20 protein-coding genes are annotated in these 19,496 nt (G+C 42.4%); 4 read left to right on the top strand and 16 right to left on the bottom strand.

All coding sequences use genetic code 11. From position 1 onward, the window contains the following. Positions 1-31: 31 nt before the first annotated feature. Positions 32-934 carry an ArsR family transcriptional regulator gene (locus AC0YN6_RS22045; protein ID WP_475749500.1) on the bottom strand — a complete coding sequence of 301 codons (903 nt, stop codon included), beginning with the start codon at positions 932-934 and terminating at the stop codon, positions 32-34. Between the two features lie 156 nt (positions 935-1,090). On the opposite strand from AC0YN6_RS22045, the gene arfA reads away from it, so the two are divergent. After that, entirely contained in the window at positions 1,091-2,602 is a 1,512-nt protein-coding gene (arfA, locus tag AC0YN6_RS22040; protein ID WP_475749498.1) for an arabinosylfuranosidase ArfA, read from the top strand. Positions 2,603-2,685: 83 nt separating this feature from the next. Here the strand turns inward: arfA and AC0YN6_RS22035 are convergent, their stop codons facing one another. The 4 genes from AC0YN6_RS22035 to AC0YN6_RS22020 all read right to left on the bottom strand — a co-directional run bounded on the left by AC0YN6_RS22035 (position 2,686) and on the right by AC0YN6_RS22020 (position 7,007). After that, positions 2,686-3,105, bottom strand: coding sequence for a GreA/GreB family elongation factor (locus AC0YN6_RS22035; RefSeq protein ID WP_475749497.1), 420 nt, complete (start codon positions 3,103-3,105; stop codon positions 2,686-2,688). Positions 3,106-3,365: 260 nt separating this feature from the next. Then, the gene (gene melA, locus AC0YN6_RS22030) at positions 3,366-4,778 is read right to left on the bottom strand and encodes an alpha-galactosidase (RefSeq protein ID WP_475749495.1); all 1,413 of its coding nucleotides are present in this window, start codon (positions 4,776-4,778) and stop codon (positions 3,366-3,368) included. A gap of 42 nt (positions 4,779-4,820) precedes the next feature. Beyond that, entirely contained in the window at positions 4,821-5,888 is a 1,068-nt protein-coding gene (locus AC0YN6_RS22025; RefSeq protein WP_475749494.1) for a Gfo/Idh/MocA family protein, read from the bottom strand. 6 nt (positions 5,889-5,894) lie between these two features. Continuing rightward, positions 5,895-7,007 carry an FG-GAP repeat domain-containing protein gene (locus tag AC0YN6_RS22020; protein ID WP_475749493.1) on the bottom strand — a complete coding sequence of 371 codons (1,113 nt, stop codon included), beginning with the start codon at positions 7,005-7,007 and terminating at the stop codon, positions 5,895-5,897. Between the two features lie 174 nt (positions 7,008-7,181). On the opposite strand from AC0YN6_RS22020, the gene AC0YN6_RS22015 reads away from it, so the two are divergent. Beyond that, on the top strand, positions 7,182-8,006 hold the full coding sequence (locus AC0YN6_RS22015; protein ID WP_475749491.1) for an AraC family transcriptional regulator: 825 nt from the start codon (positions 7,182-7,184) through the stop codon (positions 8,004-8,006). Between the two features lie 119 nt (positions 8,007-8,125). Here the strand turns inward: AC0YN6_RS22015 and AC0YN6_RS22010 are convergent, their stop codons facing one another. The 6 genes from AC0YN6_RS22010 to AC0YN6_RS21985 form a co-directional block, all read right to left on the bottom strand. Beyond that, on the bottom strand, positions 8,126-8,386 hold the full coding sequence (locus AC0YN6_RS22010) for a hypothetical protein (protein WP_475749489.1): 261 nt from the start codon (positions 8,384-8,386) through the stop codon (positions 8,126-8,128). A gap of 157 nt (positions 8,387-8,543) precedes the next feature. Further along, positions 8,544-9,671: a TolB family protein gene (locus AC0YN6_RS22005; RefSeq protein WP_475749487.1), complete on the bottom strand. Its 1,128-nt coding sequence runs from the start codon at positions 9,669-9,671 to the stop codon at positions 8,544-8,546. Positions 9,672-9,742: 71 nt separating this feature from the next. Further along, a complete protein-coding gene (locus AC0YN6_RS22000; RefSeq protein ID WP_475749485.1) occupies positions 9,743-10,363 on the bottom strand; it encodes a cyclase family protein in 621 nt (206 codons plus the stop codon). A gap of 209 nt (positions 10,364-10,572) precedes the next feature. Then, the gene (locus AC0YN6_RS21995) at positions 10,573-10,839 is read right to left on the bottom strand and encodes a hypothetical protein (protein WP_475749484.1); all 267 of its coding nucleotides are present in this window, start codon (positions 10,837-10,839) and stop codon (positions 10,573-10,575) included. A 784-nt stretch (positions 10,840-11,623) separates the two neighbouring features. Further along, positions 11,624-12,349, bottom strand: a complete 726-nt coding sequence (locus tag AC0YN6_RS21990; RefSeq protein WP_475749483.1) for a hypothetical protein — start codon at positions 12,347-12,349, stop codon at positions 11,624-11,626. A gap of 145 nt (positions 12,350-12,494) precedes the next feature. After that, positions 12,495-13,043, bottom strand: a complete 549-nt coding sequence (locus AC0YN6_RS21985) for a GNAT family N-acetyltransferase (RefSeq protein ID WP_475749482.1) — start codon at positions 13,041-13,043, stop codon at positions 12,495-12,497. Positions 13,044-13,222: 179 nt separating this feature from the next. Between AC0YN6_RS21985 and AC0YN6_RS21980 the strand changes: the two genes are divergently transcribed. Next, positions 13,223-13,438, top strand: coding sequence for a small, acid-soluble spore protein, alpha/beta type (locus AC0YN6_RS21980; RefSeq protein ID WP_475749481.1), 216 nt, complete (start codon positions 13,223-13,225; stop codon positions 13,436-13,438). A gap of 141 nt (positions 13,439-13,579) precedes the next feature. Here AC0YN6_RS21980 and AC0YN6_RS21975 read toward each other — a convergent pair whose 3' ends face one another. Then, positions 13,580-14,089, bottom strand: a complete 510-nt coding sequence (locus AC0YN6_RS21975; RefSeq protein ID WP_475749480.1) for a GyrI-like domain-containing protein — start codon at positions 14,087-14,089, stop codon at positions 13,580-13,582. An 851-nt stretch (positions 14,090-14,940) separates the two neighbouring features. Between AC0YN6_RS21975 and AC0YN6_RS21970 the strand changes: the two genes are divergently transcribed. Beyond that, positions 14,941-15,858 (top strand): aldo/keto reductase, encoded by a 918-nt coding sequence (locus AC0YN6_RS21970; protein WP_475749479.1) that lies wholly within the window; start codon positions 14,941-14,943, stop codon positions 15,856-15,858. 434 nt (positions 15,859-16,292) lie between these two features. On the opposite strand, the gene AC0YN6_RS21965 is transcribed toward AC0YN6_RS21970, so the two are convergent. The 4 genes from AC0YN6_RS21965 to AC0YN6_RS21950 all read right to left on the bottom strand — a co-directional run bounded on the left by AC0YN6_RS21965 (position 16,293) and on the right by AC0YN6_RS21950 (position 19,342). After that, positions 16,293-16,733, bottom strand: a complete 441-nt coding sequence (locus AC0YN6_RS21965; RefSeq protein WP_475749478.1) for a GNAT family N-acetyltransferase — start codon at positions 16,731-16,733, stop codon at positions 16,293-16,295. Positions 16,734-17,011: 278 nt separating this feature from the next. Continuing rightward, on the bottom strand, positions 17,012-17,761 hold the full coding sequence (locus AC0YN6_RS21960) for a (S)-benzoin forming benzil reductase (protein WP_475749476.1): 750 nt from the start codon (positions 17,759-17,761) through the stop codon (positions 17,012-17,014). Positions 17,762-17,934: 173 nt separating this feature from the next. Further along, positions 17,935-18,324: a MerR family transcriptional regulator gene (locus tag AC0YN6_RS21955; protein WP_475749474.1), complete on the bottom strand. Its 390-nt coding sequence runs from the start codon at positions 18,322-18,324 to the stop codon at positions 17,935-17,937. A 28-nt stretch (positions 18,325-18,352) separates the two neighbouring features. Continuing rightward, positions 18,353-19,342: an aldo/keto reductase gene (locus AC0YN6_RS21950; protein WP_475749473.1), complete on the bottom strand. Its 990-nt coding sequence runs from the start codon at positions 19,340-19,342 to the stop codon at positions 18,353-18,355. Between the last annotated feature and the right edge of the window lie 154 nt (positions 19,343-19,496).

The raw sequence follows: 19,496 nt of genomic DNA, 5'->3' as shown, positions 1-19,496 counted from the left end.
AAGTTTGATTCTGATGTCCATTAGTGGCCATTCATTCATAATAACTGCGAACGACAATGTCTTGATCATAATTTCCAAAGCCTCTTCCATACAAGGTGAGTCCTCCGCGGCCCTGTGAAGTGTCGTCCGCACAAATACGGAAAGTCCACTGCGAGTTAACCCATGATACATCATTTACCGTAGTATCTGAAATTTGCTGACCATCGATAAAGGATCCCTTGTCGTTAATTCGAAGGACCTTCATTAAACCATATTGATTGACATCGGAGTGCCACCACGCCGGTGAAAAACGTCCTCTCAGCCGCCCAAAATCACCGGGGCTTGTCCATACGCCAAGGAATTGGTCATTAATTGTAAATTGAATATCAGACGGCCAATTTTCATTAATATAGGGCGCTTCCGAGCCAATTTCCATCGCTATTTCGATTTCTTGTATAGACTCATCTTTGAACAAATAATTAGGAATTTTGTATTCTACAAAACCTCTGGTAAACCACAAAATCCCAGCATGTACACGTTCCGGGTCCAAAAAATAAGCCGGCATGTCATAATGCCCAATCATCTTCTCCGTCGAGGCTATTCCACAAGTCGGCGAGGCTTCAATATTGGTATAATGTCCTACTGGTATGGATATCTCCTTAAACTTTCTAGTGGATGGCTCATTTCGAAACAATCTAATTTGGAGATACTCAGTGGATAAGGAGCAGCACTTATAGGTTCCTCCGTTTATTCTTCTCATTCTATAGCTGACAATCCCTGCCTTCTGCAACTTATTGACGTGGGTGCTTACGATCGCACTGCTCAAATACAGCTCAGCAGCAAGCTCTTTAATATTCATTTCTCTCGCATACAACAAATCAATAATTTGTAAACGCACTTCACTCGCCAACGCTTCATATACTCGCAGCGATTCAGCATCAGTCGTTAAATACATAAATATATCCCGCCTTCACAATTAGGAATTTAGTTAATCCTACTCCTATTCACCATCGTCATATTGAAACTATATCTTTATTATGATAAACATTATATATGAAATCAACCAACATGAATTAATAATTATCCTAATTCAATGAGGAGTGTTTATTCTATGACTATGAAATCAACGATGCTTATCGATAATAACTTTTCTATCTCCGCAGTCGACCCAAGACTTTATGGATCATTTATTGAACATTTAGGCAGAGCAGTTTATGGAGGTATTTATGAGCCTGGCCACCCGGCAGCGGATGAAAACGGCTTCCGGCGCGATGCTTTAGAAGCGATTAGAACTTTGAATGTGCCGATCATTCGTTACCCGGGCGGAAACTTTGTATCCGGCTATAATTGGGAGGATGGCGTTGGACCTAAATCCGAGAGAAAAACTCTGCTCGAACTTGCTTGGTGGACGACCGAAACCAATGAAGTAGGAACCAATGAATTTGCAGATTGGGCGAAGCTTGTTGGCTCAGAAGTGATGATGGCAGTCAATCTGGGTACTCGCGGCATTGATGCTGCTAGAAACCTTGTTGAATATTGTAACCATCCATCAGGGTCATACTACAGTGATCTACGTATTTCTCACGGCTACAAGGAGCCCCATAAATTTAAAACATGGTGCCTCGGTAATGAAATGGACGGACCTTGGCAAATCGGGGCAAAAACAGCTGTGGAATATGGCCGACTCGCGAATGAAACCGCAAAAGCCATGCGCTGGGTAGATCCAACAATCGAGCTTGTAGCATGTGGAAGCTCATCAAGCGGGATGAGCACCTTCGCAGAGTGGGAAGCCACCGTACTCGATCTCACCTATGATCAAGTAGACTTCCTATCACTTCACACTTATTACAACAACAATTCGAATGATACCTCCAACTTCCTAGCGAAGTCGCTCGATATGGATCAATTCATTTACAGTGTTACAGCTATTTGCGATTACATGAAGGCGAAGAAGCGGAGCAAGAAAAAGCTGATGCTTTCGCTTGATGAGTGGAATGTTTGGAACTCCATCGGCTCAAGTAGTGCAGAACAACTTTGGCAGGTTGCTCCGCCGGAATTCGAGGACGTATATACGCTTGAGGATGCACTTGCTGTAGGCTGCTTCCTCATTACGCTGCTCAAGCATGCCGATCGTGTGAAAATGGCCTGTATGGCTCAATTGATTAATGTCATCGCACCAATAATGACGGAAACAGGCGGTCCGCTATGGCTGCAAACGACGTATTACCCATACCTTCACGCTTCCAATTATGGCAGAGGAACCGTGCTGCACCCGATTACAACGTCACCGAAGTATGACTCCAAGGATTTCACTGACGTTCCTTACCTAGAAGCGATCAGTGTTTACAATGAAGAGCAAGGTGAAATCACCATATTTGCTGTCAATCGTCATTTAACAGAGGGGCTCGAGCTTGACGTGGATGTTCGAAGCTTCGGTGATGTTAGCATCATCGAGCATATCGTTTTGGAAAACGAAGATTTGAAAGCATGCAATACCAAAGCAAACCCGAACAATGTCGCTCCTCATAACCGCGGCACAGCCAAAGCAGATAAAGGAAATGTGAAGGCAATGCTGAGCAAAGCTTCATGGAATGTTATCCGACTGCAAACCAAAAGAGGCTAGCACTATTCATTGTTTTAGATGAGCTCATACTTTTGTCATACCAAAAACCGCCAAAGCATAAGCTTCGGCGGTTTTTGGTGCTTCTATTGAATATGCAGCATTCGCATTTGCATGGCGCCTGCTGGAGTTTCAACAGAAATAATATCATCTCTGCGGCTCATAAGCAGCTGTCTACCAACGGGTGAAAGGAATGATATGCAATTTTGCTCGGGGTCTGCATCAATCGGATATACGATTTTGAACGTATCCGAGCTAGCGTCATCCAAATAAGAAATGGTTACCTCGCAGCCTATAAATACAGTTAATGGCAAAAGCTCCTCCGAGGATTCCAGTTCTTTCTCAATAAACTGTACATATTCCGTAATAAATTGATACAGTTGTTTACGCTCTGCTCCTTGTTTTGGGATATGAGTGTCGAGAAACGATTGCTTCTCCTCCCCCAAAACAATCAGTTGCTGCCTTAGTTGATCTTTCAATGTGACTACATGCAAACTATGGTTCATAGTAAACTTCACCCCCTAGTGACTTATTGCGCAGAGGCAACGTTTGGACGATTATTTGCTTCATATGCTGTTTCCTCCTTATAAAGATATAGACCTCTAACAGAAGAGGCCTTGCTCCCATATTATCAGACTTCTCTTAGAAGTCCAATCTCTTGTTTTATCTGATCATTTTGTTCATTTCAACTCATTTATTTCTGCATCTGCTAGCTACATAAATCAAAAAGAAGAGCCTCTTTATGGAGGCTCTCTTAACGCACGCCTTACTTAGCCAAATCGCCAAAACGAGAGAAAATCGCGAGAGCGGGATCGATAGGCACTTCCGCCCGTTTGATATTTTCTGCAATCTCAATGGTTGGCGTAGGACGTGGACGTCTGTCTCCGAATTGAGGCAGCCATTCTCTTTCTGCATCCAGCATCTCAGACACCATTTCACGTATTTCTTTCAGTGTCAAAACAGAGGAAGTGAGCGGATCGAGCGCAATAGCTTGAACGACAGTCTCGGGATCACCAGACTTAGCCGCAAGAACAGCAAGCCGCTGAACATTAATGTTCGTCATATTAAGTGCTGCGCACTGCGGCGGCAATTCCCCCACAATCGTTCGGTGTATGCCGGTTCTATCCGCGAATACGAGCCCTTCCGCGCAGCAATCCGTTGGTAGATTAGCAATCATGCCATTGTTGCGCAGATTGCCGCTGAACTTAAATGGTTTGCCTGTCTCCATCGCCTCTATAATATAAGCGCAGTATTCAATGCTGCGCGGCGGCAGCTCCACTGGTTCATCCGCGAGCAAGTTCGTTTCCTTGTACTTGTCTACTACATAGGTGCACCACTTGTAATACGCCCCTGATTCCCCGCCGAATGCTGGTTCATCACAATATAGATCAAGCGCTTCTGCACTTTGACGGAACCAAGGGACGTATTCGGAAAGATGACCGGTAGATTCGGTCATGAAGTAGCCAAAATGACGGAATACTTCACCTCGTACTTTCTCATTCACATAAAACTCGGGCTCCTCAAACTTTTCTCTGAGCAAGGGATACAGGTCTCTGCCATGATGCTCCATCTTGAGAAACCATCCCATATGGTTAATGCCGCCTGTAATGTAATCGATCTCCTGCTTCGGAACGCCAGTATAGCCTGAAATAAGATCCAGTGTTGTCTGAACACCGTGGCATAAGCCGACATATTGAATGTTAGTCTCTCCGAGCGCCCAGCAGATCATTGCCATCGGATTGACGTAGTTGAGCAGTATCGCCTTCGGACAAAGCTCCTCCATATCTTTTGCAACATCTAACATGACAGGAATGCTGCGCAGGGCGCGGAATACGCCCCCCGGCCCAAGCGTATCGCCAATGCATTGGTCTACGCCGTATTTCAGAGGTATTTTATAATCGAGTTCGAATGCCGCTAGCCCACCGATTTGGAAGGAGCAGATGACGTAATCAGCGCCAGCAAGTGCTTCTCGGCGATCAGTCGTTACCGACACTTGAGACTTCAGACCATTATGGTCGATTACACGGTCAATATATGATTTTACTTGTGAAGTATTCGTTGTGGACGGCGCCATCAGTACAAATTGAGTATCCTCCAGCTCTGCAGTTGCCATTATGTCCAGTATTAATGTTTTGCAAAATACGACGCTGCCCGCTCCGATAATCGCTACTCTTCTCATGTTTATCCCTTCCTTTCTTTGGAATTTACATTTGTGTCATCATTACACCTTCGATACGTCCTTGTAACGTGCTCTAAAGTGAATATAATCCCTCGCGATTTTAAGATCCTCTAGCGCTTCTCGTGCTGTGCAAGGCGCAGCCCTCTCGCCTCTGACGGCAGCAATGAAATTGATCGCTTGCTTGCGCATCGCGCCCATATTCGGCAGCACCGGTTCGGTGAAAGTAGCTGTGCTCGTTCCGTTGTCACGGAATACGGTCACCTTACCCGCACATTGTCTGGCGAGAGGCGCGGGAAGATCTATTTGCACAAAACCTTTCTCAAATGTAACGAGTATGCTCTCATGCCAATCGGTAGTGGTAACGTAAGTGCTCATCTCTAGCGTAACGCTGACCCCGCTATCGCTTTCACCGATTAGCAGAGCGCCTGACTTATCGGCATAAACCAGCTTGTAAGGCTCACCTAGTACGTATCGAATCGCATTCACCTGATGAATATAGTAGTTGACGAACTCATCGTAGCTCTTCGCCTCTTCCTCCGTCATACCGGCAGGCGCTGGCTCCCACTCCGTCGCTCCCGTTGGTTCCTCCGACCACAAGGCCTTATCCACACCGCTGACCCAGTCTCCAGGCGGCATAGCTACTCGAACATAGCTCAACTTGCCGAACTCACCGGACTGCTGCCACTCCTCAATAATCCTCTTGGCATATTCCATCGCGGGATCTGATCGCTTATGGTATCCCACCATATGCAGCACCCCTTGCTGCTCACCCAATTGTACAAGCTGCTCCCCGGCTTCCACGGACAGGGTCAGCGGCTTCTCGGTAAGAACCGGAACACCCGCGCGCAAAATGTCAGGGATGAGAATGGCATGACGCCTGTACGGCTGGGAAGCGATGATCGCGTCAACCTGCTCGTTAGCAAGCAATTCCTTATGATTGTTATAGATGCGTGGGATGCCATAGCGAGCGGCTACCTTCTTGGCCAGTTCAGTGCGCGGCTCCGCAAGCGCAACAACCTCGCACAGGTCGTCCAGCATAGAAAAATTAAATAAATGAGCGTTTTGTCCCATGAAGCCGGAGCCAATAAAACCGATTTTCAGTTTACTCAAATGAACTCACTCCTCTGTGTTGCTAATAGTACCCGTACTTGGGCCCAAGTTTTCGAACAAATGTAAGCCTTCTTTACCTGGTGCAATAATATCGGGATAACCGTTGCCGGTAATATCCGCCACCCAGAAATAAATGCCGCAGCCCGAGGCATCGCTAGCGGGACCGTAGTCGATGACATGTTTCTCAAACTTGCCGTTCTCGATTTTGTAGTAATAGATTCCAATATCATCGAACGCTCCGGGATCTCCATCATTATGAGCACGGTATCTTTTGCCCGTAATAAGCTCCAGCTCGCCGTCGCCGTCAATGTCGACTAACTGGATATCATGAAATTGGGAGCCCGTCATATCGATTTCATGCTTCGTCCACGTCCTGATGCCGTCCGCATCGATTCGCTGCTCCAACCAATGAAGCCCGTAATCATGGCCTTGGCCCACAATAATATCGCATAGACCGTTGCCCGTAACGTCATGGCCAAGAATCGGCACGCTTGCTCCGCCCAGTTCGAATTCCTTGTGGAGCTTCCAGGGCACTTCTGCTGGGTTTGCGGGCTGCTCCAGCCAGCCGTTGCTTAACACAATATCCATCCGTCCGTCACCGTTTATATCAGCGAATCCCATTCCATGCTGCGCAGCTTCTTCACCAATGATAACGGTTTCAAATCGTCCTGTACCTTTGCCTTCTGTATCTGTGAGCAGCTTGAAATATTTCTGAGGTTCATGTATAGCGTTCGGAAAAATCTCAGGAACACCGCATCCATCAATATCAAAAAAACGTACCGTTTCCGTGCATTCACTCGGGCCAATGTCATAGGTTTCCCACTTCTCACCAAGCACGCCCGGATTCTTGCGCCAACGTACTGCTTTGCTCCAGAAGGATGCTGTAATAATATCCATCCAGCCATCCCCATCCACATCCATTGGATAATCGCAAAAGTCATCGTGATAGCCATCGATGGCTTTGACCTCGCAAATGTCATGTTTTTTCGTAAATTCCGGCCCTTCGTACCAATACGCGCCGCTGACGATATCCAGCACACCGTCATTGTTAACGTCGAATACGCTGCATGCTTCAAATGCTGTATCAGCGATTTTTCGCTTTCGAAAATGGATTGACATGTGATAAGTCCCCTTTACGATTGTCTTGTCGCTTTCATTCTATGTGAAATCCACAAACGCTCATAGCCAAAATACAGACATAATCGAATAAAAAACGGACTAGATGTAACACTATAGAGTTGGTATACTTTGGATACTGAGTATGGATTATTGGATTGAATCGGGGGTGTCGACATGAAACTTTCCTACGACGGGGTGGAAATTGAATTGTTAACTGCGGGGCGAATCACACCAGACCCTAATTGGCAAATCAAATCCCATAGTCACACGCAATACGAAATACATTTCATCACCGAAGGGATCGGTGTGAACCAGCTTGACAATGGGGAGCTGGATCTTTACCCAGGCGTTGTCTATTTGGCTCCGCCGCATGAATCGCATGCACAATATTCAGATCGTTCTTCCCCGCTCGGCTTATACTTTATCAATTTCAAACTAATCCTCCCGGATCATTTGAGTAGACTCTCCCGCATCTATGCCCCTTTCAACTTTTCGAGCAGTGATTTGTTATCTATCTTCGATAACATGAACGCTGGTCCAGAAGATACTGGTATGGGCAACCGGCTTCTTGGCAGAATGCGTATCATCGAAATGATCTGGAAGGTGCTCGACTCTCGTTTACATCCTAAGTTATCCGCTTCACCGGCTCAGCCGCTCCATGAGGGAAACCAGTCATCACCTCTGTTGGAAAAGGCTATCTTATACATCCAACAGCACTTTTACTGCAACCCAACCGTAAAGGAAGTTGCTGATGCTTGTTTTATTAGCGAGCGGCATCTATCCCGCTTGTTTCTAACTCAAATGCGCTTAACCGTAAATCAGTATGTACAAAGTGAGAGATTGTTTTATGCCTCAACAGAACTAAAGCATACACTGACACCATTGCAGGACATATGTGAAAAATTACAGTTTTCTTCTATGCAATATTTTGCACAGTGGTTCAAGCAGCTGTCCTCCATGACCCCAGCAGAGTTCCGAAAGAAATATTATTCTTCCTAGTGTTAAATAAGCAAAAAGTCGATAAAAAAAAGAAAGCCTCAAAAACAGAGGCTTTCTCAACAAACTAAAAACGAAATATGTCTCTTTTCTCTGAAATCAACTATTAATTCGACGAACTATCAATAAAAAGATCCCTGGCGTTTTTCTGTATAATGAAATAAACCAGAACTATGATTAGAATCTCTGACCTTATTCATGATCTCGCATAAGTTAATCATTGTATCTGCATCTTTTGTTGATGAAGCAATTTGATACAGGGTGTTAAAGCTTCCGAGTGCATTCTCTTTATTTACTGCTCCACTCTTTAAATTACTTTGCACTCGTTCAACCTCGGTGTTAATGAACCATAAAATACGTTTTCTGAAATTCGAATTATTCAAGAGCAACCCTCCGCTGTCAATGAAATGCTACCTTTTAAGTATAGCTCTCTGATATATAAAAGGTTGTCGAAGTAAGAAGTCGAAAAAAATTTATTATCAACAAAAATCCCCCTCCTTCACATGTTGGTGTGAATGAGCGGGACTTTTGGAGTGGAATTTAGGTATAGCTGACAAAAGCCACCTGACGGCTATCGGGCGACCACGAATTCACATTAATTGTGCCTTGACCGCCAAATAAACTAACAAGAACTCGATAGGATCCGCCATTGCTCGCCATTAGTCGAATTTCGACATTTTTCTTCGCTGGGTGATCGTTTGGTGCTACATCTCCTTTGCGATAAGAAAGATACACAATGGATTCACCGTCTGGAGACACATGCGGGAACCAACTATTGCTCTCATCGAAAGTCATTTGAGTCTGCTCGCTGCCGTCAACATTCATCCGCCATACCTGCATCAAGCCCGTTCTTGTCGAATTAAACCAAATATGTCGGCCGTCTGGTGAATATTCCGGACCGTCGTCTAGTCCTGGCGTGTCTGTCAGCTGTGTCTCGATCCCACCGCCAACCGGAATAATATATATGTTATACTGACCGTTCCTCTCCGCACAATAAGCCAATGTTGAGCCATCAGGCGACCAGCCGTGCAAATAGCTTGGTGCCATCGGTGTAATCAATGTCGGCTGACCTTCTGATAGAGAGAATATATAAATGCGTGACTTTCCATCCTCTTGTGTATGATGGCTGACTGCTAAATGAGTATTGTCCGGAGAAAGTACATGATCATTATTACAATGGTTTGCGTATCCAGAATCAATTCGCTTGCTTTCTCTCGTAGCTAGTTCAAAGGAGTACAGTAAACCCCCGCTGTTATAGATAAGATAATTGCCGTCTTTGGTCCAGTTCGGAGCCTCTATCAAATAATCAAATTCGGCTAATACATGGCGTTCACCTGTTTTCACATCCACCGTTTCAAGCCTGCTGATCGTAGTATTTTCTTCATTGTTTCCGGATTGTTGTATGGCATCCATTTCGTATTCACCATCCCTATTCTCTATTGTTTTTTTATAATCACGGTAACGCATGATCGCCACAGGCAAATTAAGAAGTCCCAAAAGTATAGTACTATATATCGGTATTAAGTCTTTGAAATTAGGCTTGTAAATAGAATTTCCTACGGGTCCAGTTTTCGGCTGACCAGCATCCCATAGAACATACCAAAGGAAGCACAAACCCATAAGCGTGATGAAAACAGATGTGAAGATATAAAATATGTACCTATTCATTGAATCCCCCCACTTCTATTCATCTATCCAATTTCTTTATTAGACCGCAAATACAAAGTCTAGACTGTTAGTTATTCCTTCACGCGCGCGATCACACGAGCAATGGATGAATCCGCTTTAATATGGAGCGGCAGTGCAATAATCTCAAACGATTTAATCCCGCACAGCCGTTTCACATTCGTTAAATTTTCTATAATAAAAATATTGTTGCTAAATAAAATTTTATGGATTGGAAAAGGATACCGATCAGGTGAAGGCGTATCTAAACCGATCATTTTCACCTTTTTTCTAACCAACAAATTAACAAAATCAGCTGTCAATACGGGGTGATCCTCATAATAGTCCGGTTGACCATACCGTTCGCCATGTCCTGTATGTACAATTACAATTTGTTCTTCATTAATTAACGTCTCGTATTCTTCTTTATAATCAATGGAATCAGCGCCATGCAAATCCAGCAGCACACCGTCTCCGACAAATTGCTCAACGGAGCTTTCAGTCATATATTTCTGAATGTCGAGTAAATGCATCGGACCATCGATATGAGTACCTGCATGCATGTTGATGGACAACTGGTGATTATTGTAGCCGTCGATTTGATAATGCTTGGATTGTTCAAGCCTCCTCGTCTCCGTATCTCCCGGATATACCGGCATCTCGCTTTGAATCATATGCGTCAAATCAATGATCATACACATACTCCCCTCCTGCTTTGTCGTAATTGGATGAAATGTCCATTGATCTATCTAAAAGAACTATATCATATCAACTTTAATTACAAAAATAATCTTTATAGTGGGCTATTTGTGAACTGAGGCATTCGGGTGGATGGGCGTGTTTTGGTCAAAGTGGAAAATAGTTAGAAGAGGCAGCGTGTTGAGTTTCTTGTTAAAATGGTTGGTTAGAGCGTGGACTGCAGTGCAGAAGCTTTGGTGTTCAGCGCTTGCTTCATGATCAATTGTTTCAATTGTTTCTGTTGAAGCACCATTGAGTTGCTAAAAAAGGTTGCATCACATACTAATTCCGCAAGTGTCACCATTGCCGCTTTAGCAGCAAGGGATTCATCTTCGAGCAAGTAATAGGCAGCTTGATAAGCATAGGCTTCGTGCTGCTTGAGTATGGATACTTTCCATTGCAGCTCTCGCTTTCTCACTGTTGTCGTATTCACTGCACCTATTCCCCTCCTGGAAACCTCATTTAGCTGTTACAAGCATTCACCGATTATGGATAAATTAACTATACACAAGACCTCTTCATCTACCTAGTACCATGTTTACGTAGTACTTGACAGCATCTATTTGATGAGTTGGTTTATTATATAGACACATCATAACGATGCTTTGTAACACAAGGAGCAAAAAAAAGATGGGGCTGTCCCAAAAGCCATCAAAGATGGCGATGGGATAGCTCCTTTCAATTCAGATCAAATGTAGATTTATTATGCTGCCTATTCTGCCAATGTGCCTCTAAAGCGCCAGATTATCAGTAATAAGTCTAGAAACTAGACGTATTTCTCTGAAAACGACCAATTCTACACAAATAGATCTAGAAACTAGATCTATTATGCTGCCTATTCCGCCAATGCGCCTCTAGAGCGCCGGATTATCAGTAATAAGTCTAGAAACTAGACGTATTTTCCTGAAAACGACCAATTCTACACAAATTGATCTAGAAACTAGATCTATTATGCTGCCTGAGGGCGTCCCTATGTCATTTATGACTTTTGGGACAGCCCCTTCTGATAATTCGGCACTTTAGAGGCACATTGGGGAAAAAAACCACAATTTACTCAAGAAGGCGGCAATCGACCAAAAGCCAGAAATGGCGGTGCAGGGATAACCACCTAACACCGCCATTTCTTTTTTACCAATTTCTTCATCAAGCGAGCTGTCTCGTCAAGTAAGCAGACCTACTTTTGAGACAGCCCCATCCACATACGTTCTAACATTGTATTATGTCAGAGGTACCCGCTTAGACAAGTTTTCTAATTTTACTAAGTGGGGATTTACTTGCGATTGCAGACCCTGTAAAAATTTGAGTGTTGCTCTGTTTTGCTTCACTAATGATGGATTCTCATCAAAAGCAACCGAATAATGCTTCATAACTTTGCCCTTCCTGTACTGAATAGTCGTAAATTCCCCGTTTTTCCACGCTTCCTTCATTTTCACATTCGTACCGAACAATTGAAGCATCAAAGTAGAATCTTTGTAGTTAAAGCTATAAGCAGGGTCGTCTTTTACATGAAGTACGGAATAACCCGCAGTAAAACGATCATTAACAAACTGACCGAATTGAATCTTATGAGATTGAACAACCGAGCTTGAATCTGTAATCTTCGTGTTCAAAGCTCCGTTACCAACTTTCTGATCATTTCTCCATGCACCGTCGTATGTAATCGTAATCTTTTTGGTATCAATTATAGAATTACTCACATATTTACCTAAACCGCTTCGTTTACCATCGAGCCAGTCTCCCGAATACGTTTTGCTCTGGTACCAATTCATTGTTCCTTTGCCATGCGGCTTGCCGTTTTTCAATTGTCCATAATAGGTAACGTTCTTGGAGATTTCTAAAAATTCCTTCTTAGGCGCTGCATCTACGCTTGATACTCCACCCGATACTGTCATAAGAACGAATACCAAAGCAAAGCTCAATGTAAGAAAACATATTTTTTTCATTTACCATCACTTCCCTCTTCTGTGTATGTTTAGTTTCATTCTATTAGGCTTATAAACACCATATGCGAATTTGATACAATCCGACAGAACTATTCACACTAAGGGGTACAAATGGAGAGTTTCGACACTCATCAAGTAAACGTCTCTAATTTTCAGCATGCTTATCTTCTGCAATAATGGCATACAGAGCATGGTCTTCCCAATTGCCGTTAATTTTCAAATATTTTGTTGCAAGCCCTTCATTTCTGAAACCAACCTTCTCCAGCACACGAATCGATGGTATATTTTTTGGCATCACTCCTGCCTGAATACGATGCAGGTCGATTTGTCTCAAAGCATAATTGACGCATAAAGATACCGCTTCCGTTGCATACCCTTTCCCGTTATGCGCTTGATCAAGGAAATATCCGAGATACGCATTTTGAAAAGGGCCACGTGCGATGCCGGTTAACTCTATTCTGCCAATCAGTTGATTCGTATCATTGTGGAATACGCCAAACACATAGGCTTGATCATTCTCCGCAGCCTGTATGCCCGTACTAATCATTTTCTTCTGTTCTTCAATTGTAAAATAAGTCTCCGGTCTTTTCGGCTCAAAGGGCTGGAAAAAATGAAAATTCCGTAGTCTAAGCGCAAGCAGCTCTTCTGCATGATTTAAATTCAACAGGGACAAATAAATTTTTTCGCCTTTCATTTTCGATCTCTCCATCTATTTTATTGAACGGAACAGCAGTTGCTAACCGTCTTACATTGCTTACTATACTTAGCTTTAAAAGCATTTTTATAAATTTCGAAAATTCTGACTTTAGACTTGCATACATTTACAATTTTCAATCCATAATAACTTTACATCCAATGAAGGAGTGATATAGTATGAGCAGAAACAGTTCAAACACTTTAGTCGTACCGCAAGCAAAGGCAGCAATTAACCAAATGAAAACAGAAGCAGCACAACAATTAGGCGTAGCGTTCTCACAAGATGGTTACAACGGTAACCTATCTACTCGTGATGCAGGATCAATCGGTGGATATATTACGAAGAAACTCGTTCAAATGGCAGAACAACAATTAGGTGGACGTAACTTCTAAACCAAAGTCCAAAGGCCCCCCATTACATGGGTGGGCCTTATTTCTTTTGAAAGAAGCTTAAACCCTCATTTCACCTCTCCCCACTCAATCGCAATCTTATTTTGCAAAATACCCCCGCCTCTTTTCCAATTGGTAATTTGTTTATTTTGCACGAATTGGGAAGTACAGATCAATCTCGGAATGTTGATCATCCGGCTGAGTATAACGCTGGTCATAAAACTCGAATTCGTATTTGCCAGTGCTTGTACCACCGTCGTACTCGTAAGGATTATTTGGCAGCCACTGTCCCCAGAAATGCTTGAACCCATCACTAATACCATCTAACGGACCACGAAGAGTCAGGACGATATAACGTGCAGTGGGCACTTCGATGCGTACCATGCCCTCAGGAATGTCACCATCTTCAAAAATCTGCACTGCAGCTGTATATTCGAACGGCGCGCCAGGCGGGTTGTTCGGATTTTGCAGCATAAGCCCGAAGCTGCGCCAGCCGAGCTGACCTGATATTTCTGGAATTCGTTTGCCGAATCTGCCCCAAAGCGTGGCGATCATATTCTCCGAAGCTGGCAAAGCCGCATTGAAATGGATCGTCTCCGTAATACCGACGGCGCTAAATGCAGGTTTTTCAACAATTTTAGTTTCAATAATCATATTGCTAATCCTCCTTATTACGATACGTTCTTCTCATTTCATTCACTTGAGATCCCTTCCCACCATAACACGTTTCCACCAAAAGTCATATTTAGATTATGTACTATCTTCTTGGTAGTATCCTCAACAAATTGATCCGCTTCATCAGGAATGAGATATTCAAATTGATAAGTGGGATCAAGGACAAAATCAAATGAGTTCCCTAAATAAAATTCAGTAATCCGATTTATTTGTATCGAAATCTGGATCGCAGGAAAAAAATCGAGATAGTCCGGGAACTCTTTAATATTCCGAAATACTCTATTAAAAATATTGTCGTTATTCTCCTGCTAAACCCAAATTCAACAGATTGTCCGCAATTCTAAAATGTACCATCCACGTCGCCATATAAATAACCCCTTTCCATTGGAAAGATCCCTAAGCAAATGATTCATCTCGTGGTGACCTCATCAGTTTCACGGCATCATTGGTGAACTAAGAATATGATACAACCACCAAAACAAAAGAAGAGGAATACAACAAACAATGAGTATGGATATAACAGTGACCTTGCTTCTGTATGATTTCTTCATCTATACCTCCGCTGGTTAAGATTACGAGTACTACATAGACGAATGCTCTTAACCCTTTGTTGCAAAGCATCCCCAATATCATAACATCCAATATATCCTCCATTACAAATAATGATTTTATTAGCTTTGTAAATATTGATATCTAATGAACTTTTGTGAGACAATCAACAAGTACAATTGGCACAGAGGGCATGTACATAGACCTGTGTAAGAAATGATAGAACCGCCTTTCTGCATAATACGATGAACAGAGCCTAATCAATAAGGAGGATTTAAATCATGAGGACTATGAAGCTTGGAAGCAGTACACTAGAGGTGCCGGTCATAGCGGTCGGCTGTATGCGCATTAACTCGCTCGACAAAGCCGGAGCTGAGCAATTTGTCCAAACAGCGCTGGAGAAAGGTGCGAATTTCTTCGATCATGCTGATATTTACGGCGGCGGAGCATGTGAAGAAATATTCGCGGATGCCATCCATATGAGCGATGATATTCGTGAGAAGATTATTCTTCAATCCAAGTGCGGCATTCGTCAGGGAATGTTCGACTTTTCCAAAGAACATATTTTAGACTCGGTGGATGCAATCTTGAAGCGGCTCAAGACAGATTATCTTGACATTCTGCTTCTACACCGTCCGGATACTTTAGTAGAACCGGAAGAAGTAGCAGAAGCTTTTGATCGGCTTGAGAGCGCTGGAAAAGTACGGCATTTCGGCGTATCCAATCAAACGCCAATGCAAATTCAATTGCTGAAGAAATCGGTTAAGCAGCCTATCGTTGCTAACCAACTACAATTAAGTATCACTAACGCTACTATGATTTCTAGCGGATTTAATGTAAACATGGAAAACGATGCCGCTGTTCACCGTGACGGCAGCGTGCTGGATTATTGCAGATTGAACGATATCACTATCCAGCCATGGTCGCCATTCCAATACGGATTCTTTGAAGGCGTTTTTCTCGGAAATGACAAATTCCCGGAATTGAATCAAAAAATCGATGAAATCGCCAACAAGTATGATGTTAGCAATACGACCATCGCCATTGCATGGCTTTTGCGCCATCCTGCTCATATGCAGCCGGTTATCGGTACGATGAATCTTGATCGGTTAAACGATTGCTGTAAAGCAACCGAAATTCAACTGACACGCGAAGAATGGTACGCGATCTATCGTGCAGCGGGCAATATTCTTCCTTAACCCTCTAGAGATTATTAATCGTCAAAACAAAGAACCTCAGGTCACTAATGACTTGAGGTTGCTTTGTTTAAAAGATTCAATTTCTATCTGCCTAGATCAATATTATAGCGAGTAGAGTAAATAGTGAAAGAGCCAAAAGACCACCGCCAAATCCAAAGCCAAACCAAGCAGACGTTCGTACCCCGTCCGATGTACGTAAATACATATTGTTTCTATCTACATTTTCGATATATCCCTCAAAGCATCTCCCATCTCGAGTATGAACACGAACTCGGCAATTCATATTCCTCCTACAAAAATGATACATCTCATCCATTAAGATCACCCTCATTATCATGATGCTATTAATCTATGTTTAGCTATCACTTTATGACTGTGCTAATACTAGTATTACAGCATCCGCCGTTCTACGACTAAGAAGACAGCAGCGATACCTATACAAAACTATACTTCGCAAGCATTTCTCCCCAAGGAGCTACTCCTTCTTCTCTAAAACCTGATTTGAAATATAGCTTCCTAGCTGGTTCATTATCTGGTTTATATCCAAGCATTATAATATTAGTCCTATCATTGGTTTGCCTGATTTCATCAATAACCAGCTTCATAGCATGATAACCATGACCCTCCCCTTGATATCGTCCATCGATCATAAATCTATAAATCCAGTAGTTCCCATCGTCTGGATCTAGCCCAAACATCGTAAAACCAATCATAATATCATCATTGTAAATCGCTTTAGTTACAAAACCTTGTAGAAATTGTACCTCGGCGATCGAATAAAGGTTAGAGGCCATAAAATTTTGTTGCTCTAGTCTTGGTTTAAGATGAGCACATTGTTCCCAGTTACGATTGTCTAATGCTTGTAGTGTGATCATTTCTAGATTCCTCCTAATATTGTAGGGGAAATCATATAATGGCGGCCCCTACTTGATAAACCTCTTGGACCTAACAATTATTTGATATCGATGATTTTTCATACTACATCACTCCTTCTATACAATTTCATGAAATTCGTCTGTCGCTTAATTTTCGAACGAAACTACGAGCTACTCACAATATAATCATATACGACTCTCTTCCAAACTGGGTGGTCACATTCATCTATAACTAAAAATTACGTCTATCCATTCATAGATCATGCAACGAAAATTCATTAACCTTTTGAATAGTTATAAATATCAACAATAGCTCCATGTTCAAAATCATCTTTAAATAAATACTGGATGATTTGCTGAGCGGTAGCTTCTGGAGAGGTAAGCATGCCATTATTTTTGACCATGCCAAATAATTGTGCGGACGGGAATGTTTCCTTATCTAGATTTCTTGCCTCTTCCTGTAGATTCGTATCAATCATTCCAGGCCAGATCGAGACGACTCCCACTGGAACTTCCAACTGGTTTTGTTCTAAGCCAACGCACTGAGTAAATACATCCAAACCCGCTTTGGCAGCCGAATAAATACTCATTCCAGGAAGATGATTTTTAGCAGATGCTGACGAAATATTTAAAATTCTTCTTTCAATAACACTATTATTTGTTTGTTTTATAAATAAGGAAGATAGAATAATAGGTGCAAGTAAATTAACATTAATATTGCTAGTTATTTGTTTTACTTTAGCTGAACCAATGTATACTACAGGCGCTCTAATAGCTGCATTATTGATGAGGTAAACACCCTCTGCATTAGAAAAGTCGATAGATTTGAAAATACGATCCATTAACGATTCTATTTCATCCACATGATTTAAATCGAATTCAAAATATTCTATATTACTACTTTTGCTTAGCAGCTTCGTATTTTTTTCGCGTGAAATACAGAACAAATAATGATCTGGTGAAATCAATTGTTCTGCAATCGATTCCCCCAGTCCTCTGGAAGTTCCCGTTATTATAAAATATTTCATAGTAATAACCCTCCTGTATATGACTAACAATTGCGGGGGTCTCCGCAGGATCATTCAAACTATTTATGTCATTCGTTCCTTCAGCAGTACATCCTATCAACAGAGAAAACAATAATACGGAGCTCATCTGGGGAAAAAGTATATACATATGTAATGTTCAATGGACTATTTAATCATTTAATCATAGGCCTGCTTAGAGTTTTTTCCTTTTCAAGTATGGTCAGTTCATATCTTTCAATTTTACCATCCAAGCGTTCTAAAACTTTCCTCATCTCATCCATTCTGCTTGTGAGTTGCTTATGTTGCTCAATTAGGAGTTCTTTTCTAGCCCCGATAGTTTCATCGCCCTGTTGATACAACCCGACATACTCTAGCAAAATCTCAACAGGCAGACCTACACCCCGCATACATTTGATAAATTCAACCCATCTGCAGTCTTCTTCTGTATAATCTCTGATTCCGCTTTTTGTCCGGTTCACCCGCGGAATCAATCCGATCCGTTCATAATAACGGAGTGTATCCTGTGATAATTCAAATTTCGCACTTACTTCAGCTATCAACATTCAGATTTCACGTCCCTATTTCATACTGTCATCGGCTCGTAATAGCACCAACTACCGGATGAGGAACATACGCCTCTTCCAGCGACAAAATTTCTTCTGGTGTTAACGTTATTGAAAGAGCTGCTACCGCATCTTCAAGATGAAACATTTGCGTAGCGCCGAAAATCGGAGCAGTTACGGGTTCTTTCTGCAACAACCAGGCAAGTGCAATTTGTGCGCGAGAAACGCCACGTTTTTCTGCAATAGCTGCAACCCGCTCTACAATTATTCGGTCAATATTTGCAGTCGCATCATATTTAGATTTTTGAGCTTGGTCCGTCTCGAAACGATACGTTTTTTCTGACCAATCACGCGCCAATCTTCCTGAAGCTAGCGGGCTATAAGGAATCACACCGATCTTTTCTTCCTTACAGAGCGGCATCATCTCTCTCTCTTCTTCACGGTATATGAGATTTAAATGATTCTGCATGGATACAAACCTAGTCCAGCCATTCTTTTCGGCTACATATAATGCCTTTTGAAACTGCCATGCGAACATGGCCGAAGCACCAATGTATCTTGCCTTCCCAGCCTTCACAACATCATGTAATGCTTCCATCGTTTCTTCAATAGGGGTACTGTAATCCCAGCGATGGATTTGGTAAAGGTCTACATAATCCGTTCCCAGTCTCTTAAGGCTCTTATCAATTTCACTCATAATAGCCTTTCGGGAAAGTCCAGCACCATTTGGACCTTGATGCATACGGAAGTGAACCTTCGTCGCAAGGACAATTTCATCTCGATTGGCAAAATCTTTTAAAGCTCGACCAACTATTTCTTCGCTAGTTCCGTCTGAATAGACATTCGCCGTATCAAAAAAATTGATGCCAAGCTCCAAAGCTTTTTTTATCATTGGGCGGCTGCGTTCTTCATCAAGTATCCACGGATGAGTCCAACGTTCTGCTACACCGAAGCTCATACATCCAAGACAAAGTCGAGATACATCTAGGCCAGTATTTCCAAGTTTCATATATTCCATTTAATGATTCCTCACTTTCAAATCGCTATTGTTTTCTTCCTATATAGTTTACTTCTTGGAGTTAACTCCAAGTCAAGCGATTGTGCTGGAAACTACATGATTAGAGCTATGTTGGTTAATAATTTAAATAAAGATAACAAAATTGGAAACAATA

This window comes from Paenibacillus sp. J22P15 (assembly GCF_056269345.1).
This window is presented reverse-complemented; position numbering and strand designations above follow the sequence as displayed.

What these genes read in the sequence shown, in the direction of transcription:
- AC0YN6_RS22045 (WP_475749500.1), bottom strand. Translation starts at nt 934, where the DNA reads ATGTATTTAACGACTGATGCTGAATCGCTGCGAGTATATGAAGCGTTG.
- arfA (WP_475749498.1), top strand. Translation starts at nt 1,091, where the DNA reads ATGACTATGAAATCAACGATGCTTATCGATAATAACTTTTCTATCTCC.
- AC0YN6_RS22035 (WP_475749497.1), bottom strand. Translation starts at nt 3,105, where the DNA reads ATGAACCATAGTTTGCATGTAGTCACATTGAAAGATCAACTAAGGCAG.
- melA (WP_475749495.1), bottom strand. Translation starts at nt 4,778, where the DNA reads ATGAGAAGAGTAGCGATTATCGGAGCGGGCAGCGTCGTATTTTGCAAA.
- AC0YN6_RS22020 (WP_475749493.1), bottom strand. Translation starts at nt 7,007, where the DNA reads ATGTCAATCCATTTTCGAAAGCGAAAAATCGCTGATACAGCATTTGAA.
- AC0YN6_RS22015 (WP_475749491.1), top strand. Translation starts at nt 7,182, where the DNA reads ATGAAACTTTCCTACGACGGGGTGGAAATTGAATTGTTAACTGCGGGG.
- AC0YN6_RS22005 (WP_475749487.1), bottom strand. Translation starts at nt 9,671, where the DNA reads ATGAATAGGTACATATTTTATATCTTCACATCTGTTTTCATCACGCTT.
- AC0YN6_RS22000 (WP_475749485.1), bottom strand. Translation starts at nt 10,363, where the DNA reads ATGATCATTGATTTGACGCATATGATTCAAAGCGAGATGCCGGTATAT.
- AC0YN6_RS21990 (WP_475749483.1), bottom strand. Translation starts at nt 12,349, where the DNA reads ATGAAAAAAATATGTTTTCTTACATTGAGCTTTGCTTTGGTATTCGTT.
- AC0YN6_RS21985 (WP_475749482.1), bottom strand. Translation starts at nt 13,043, where the DNA reads ATGAAAGGCGAAAAAATTTATTTGTCCCTGTTGAATTTAAATCATGCA.
- AC0YN6_RS21980 (WP_475749481.1), top strand. Translation starts at nt 13,223, where the DNA reads ATGAGCAGAAACAGTTCAAACACTTTAGTCGTACCGCAAGCAAAGGCA.
- AC0YN6_RS21975 (WP_475749480.1), bottom strand. Translation starts at nt 14,089, where the DNA reads ATGATTATTGAAACTAAAATTGTTGAAAAACCTGCATTTAGCGCCGTC.
- AC0YN6_RS21970 (WP_475749479.1), top strand. Translation starts at nt 14,941, where the DNA reads ATGAGGACTATGAAGCTTGGAAGCAGTACACTAGAGGTGCCGGTCATA.
- AC0YN6_RS21965 (WP_475749478.1), bottom strand. Translation starts at nt 16,733, where the DNA reads ATGATCACACTACAAGCATTAGACAATCGTAACTGGGAACAATGTGCT.
- AC0YN6_RS21960 (WP_475749476.1), bottom strand. Translation starts at nt 17,761, where the DNA reads ATGAAATATTTTATAATAACGGGAACTTCCAGAGGACTGGGGGAATCG.
- AC0YN6_RS21955 (WP_475749474.1), bottom strand. Translation starts at nt 18,324, where the DNA reads ATGTTGATAGCTGAAGTAAGTGCGAAATTTGAATTATCACAGGATACA.
- AC0YN6_RS21950 (WP_475749473.1), bottom strand. Translation starts at nt 19,342, where the DNA reads ATGGAATATATGAAACTTGGAAATACTGGCCTAGATGTATCTCGACTT.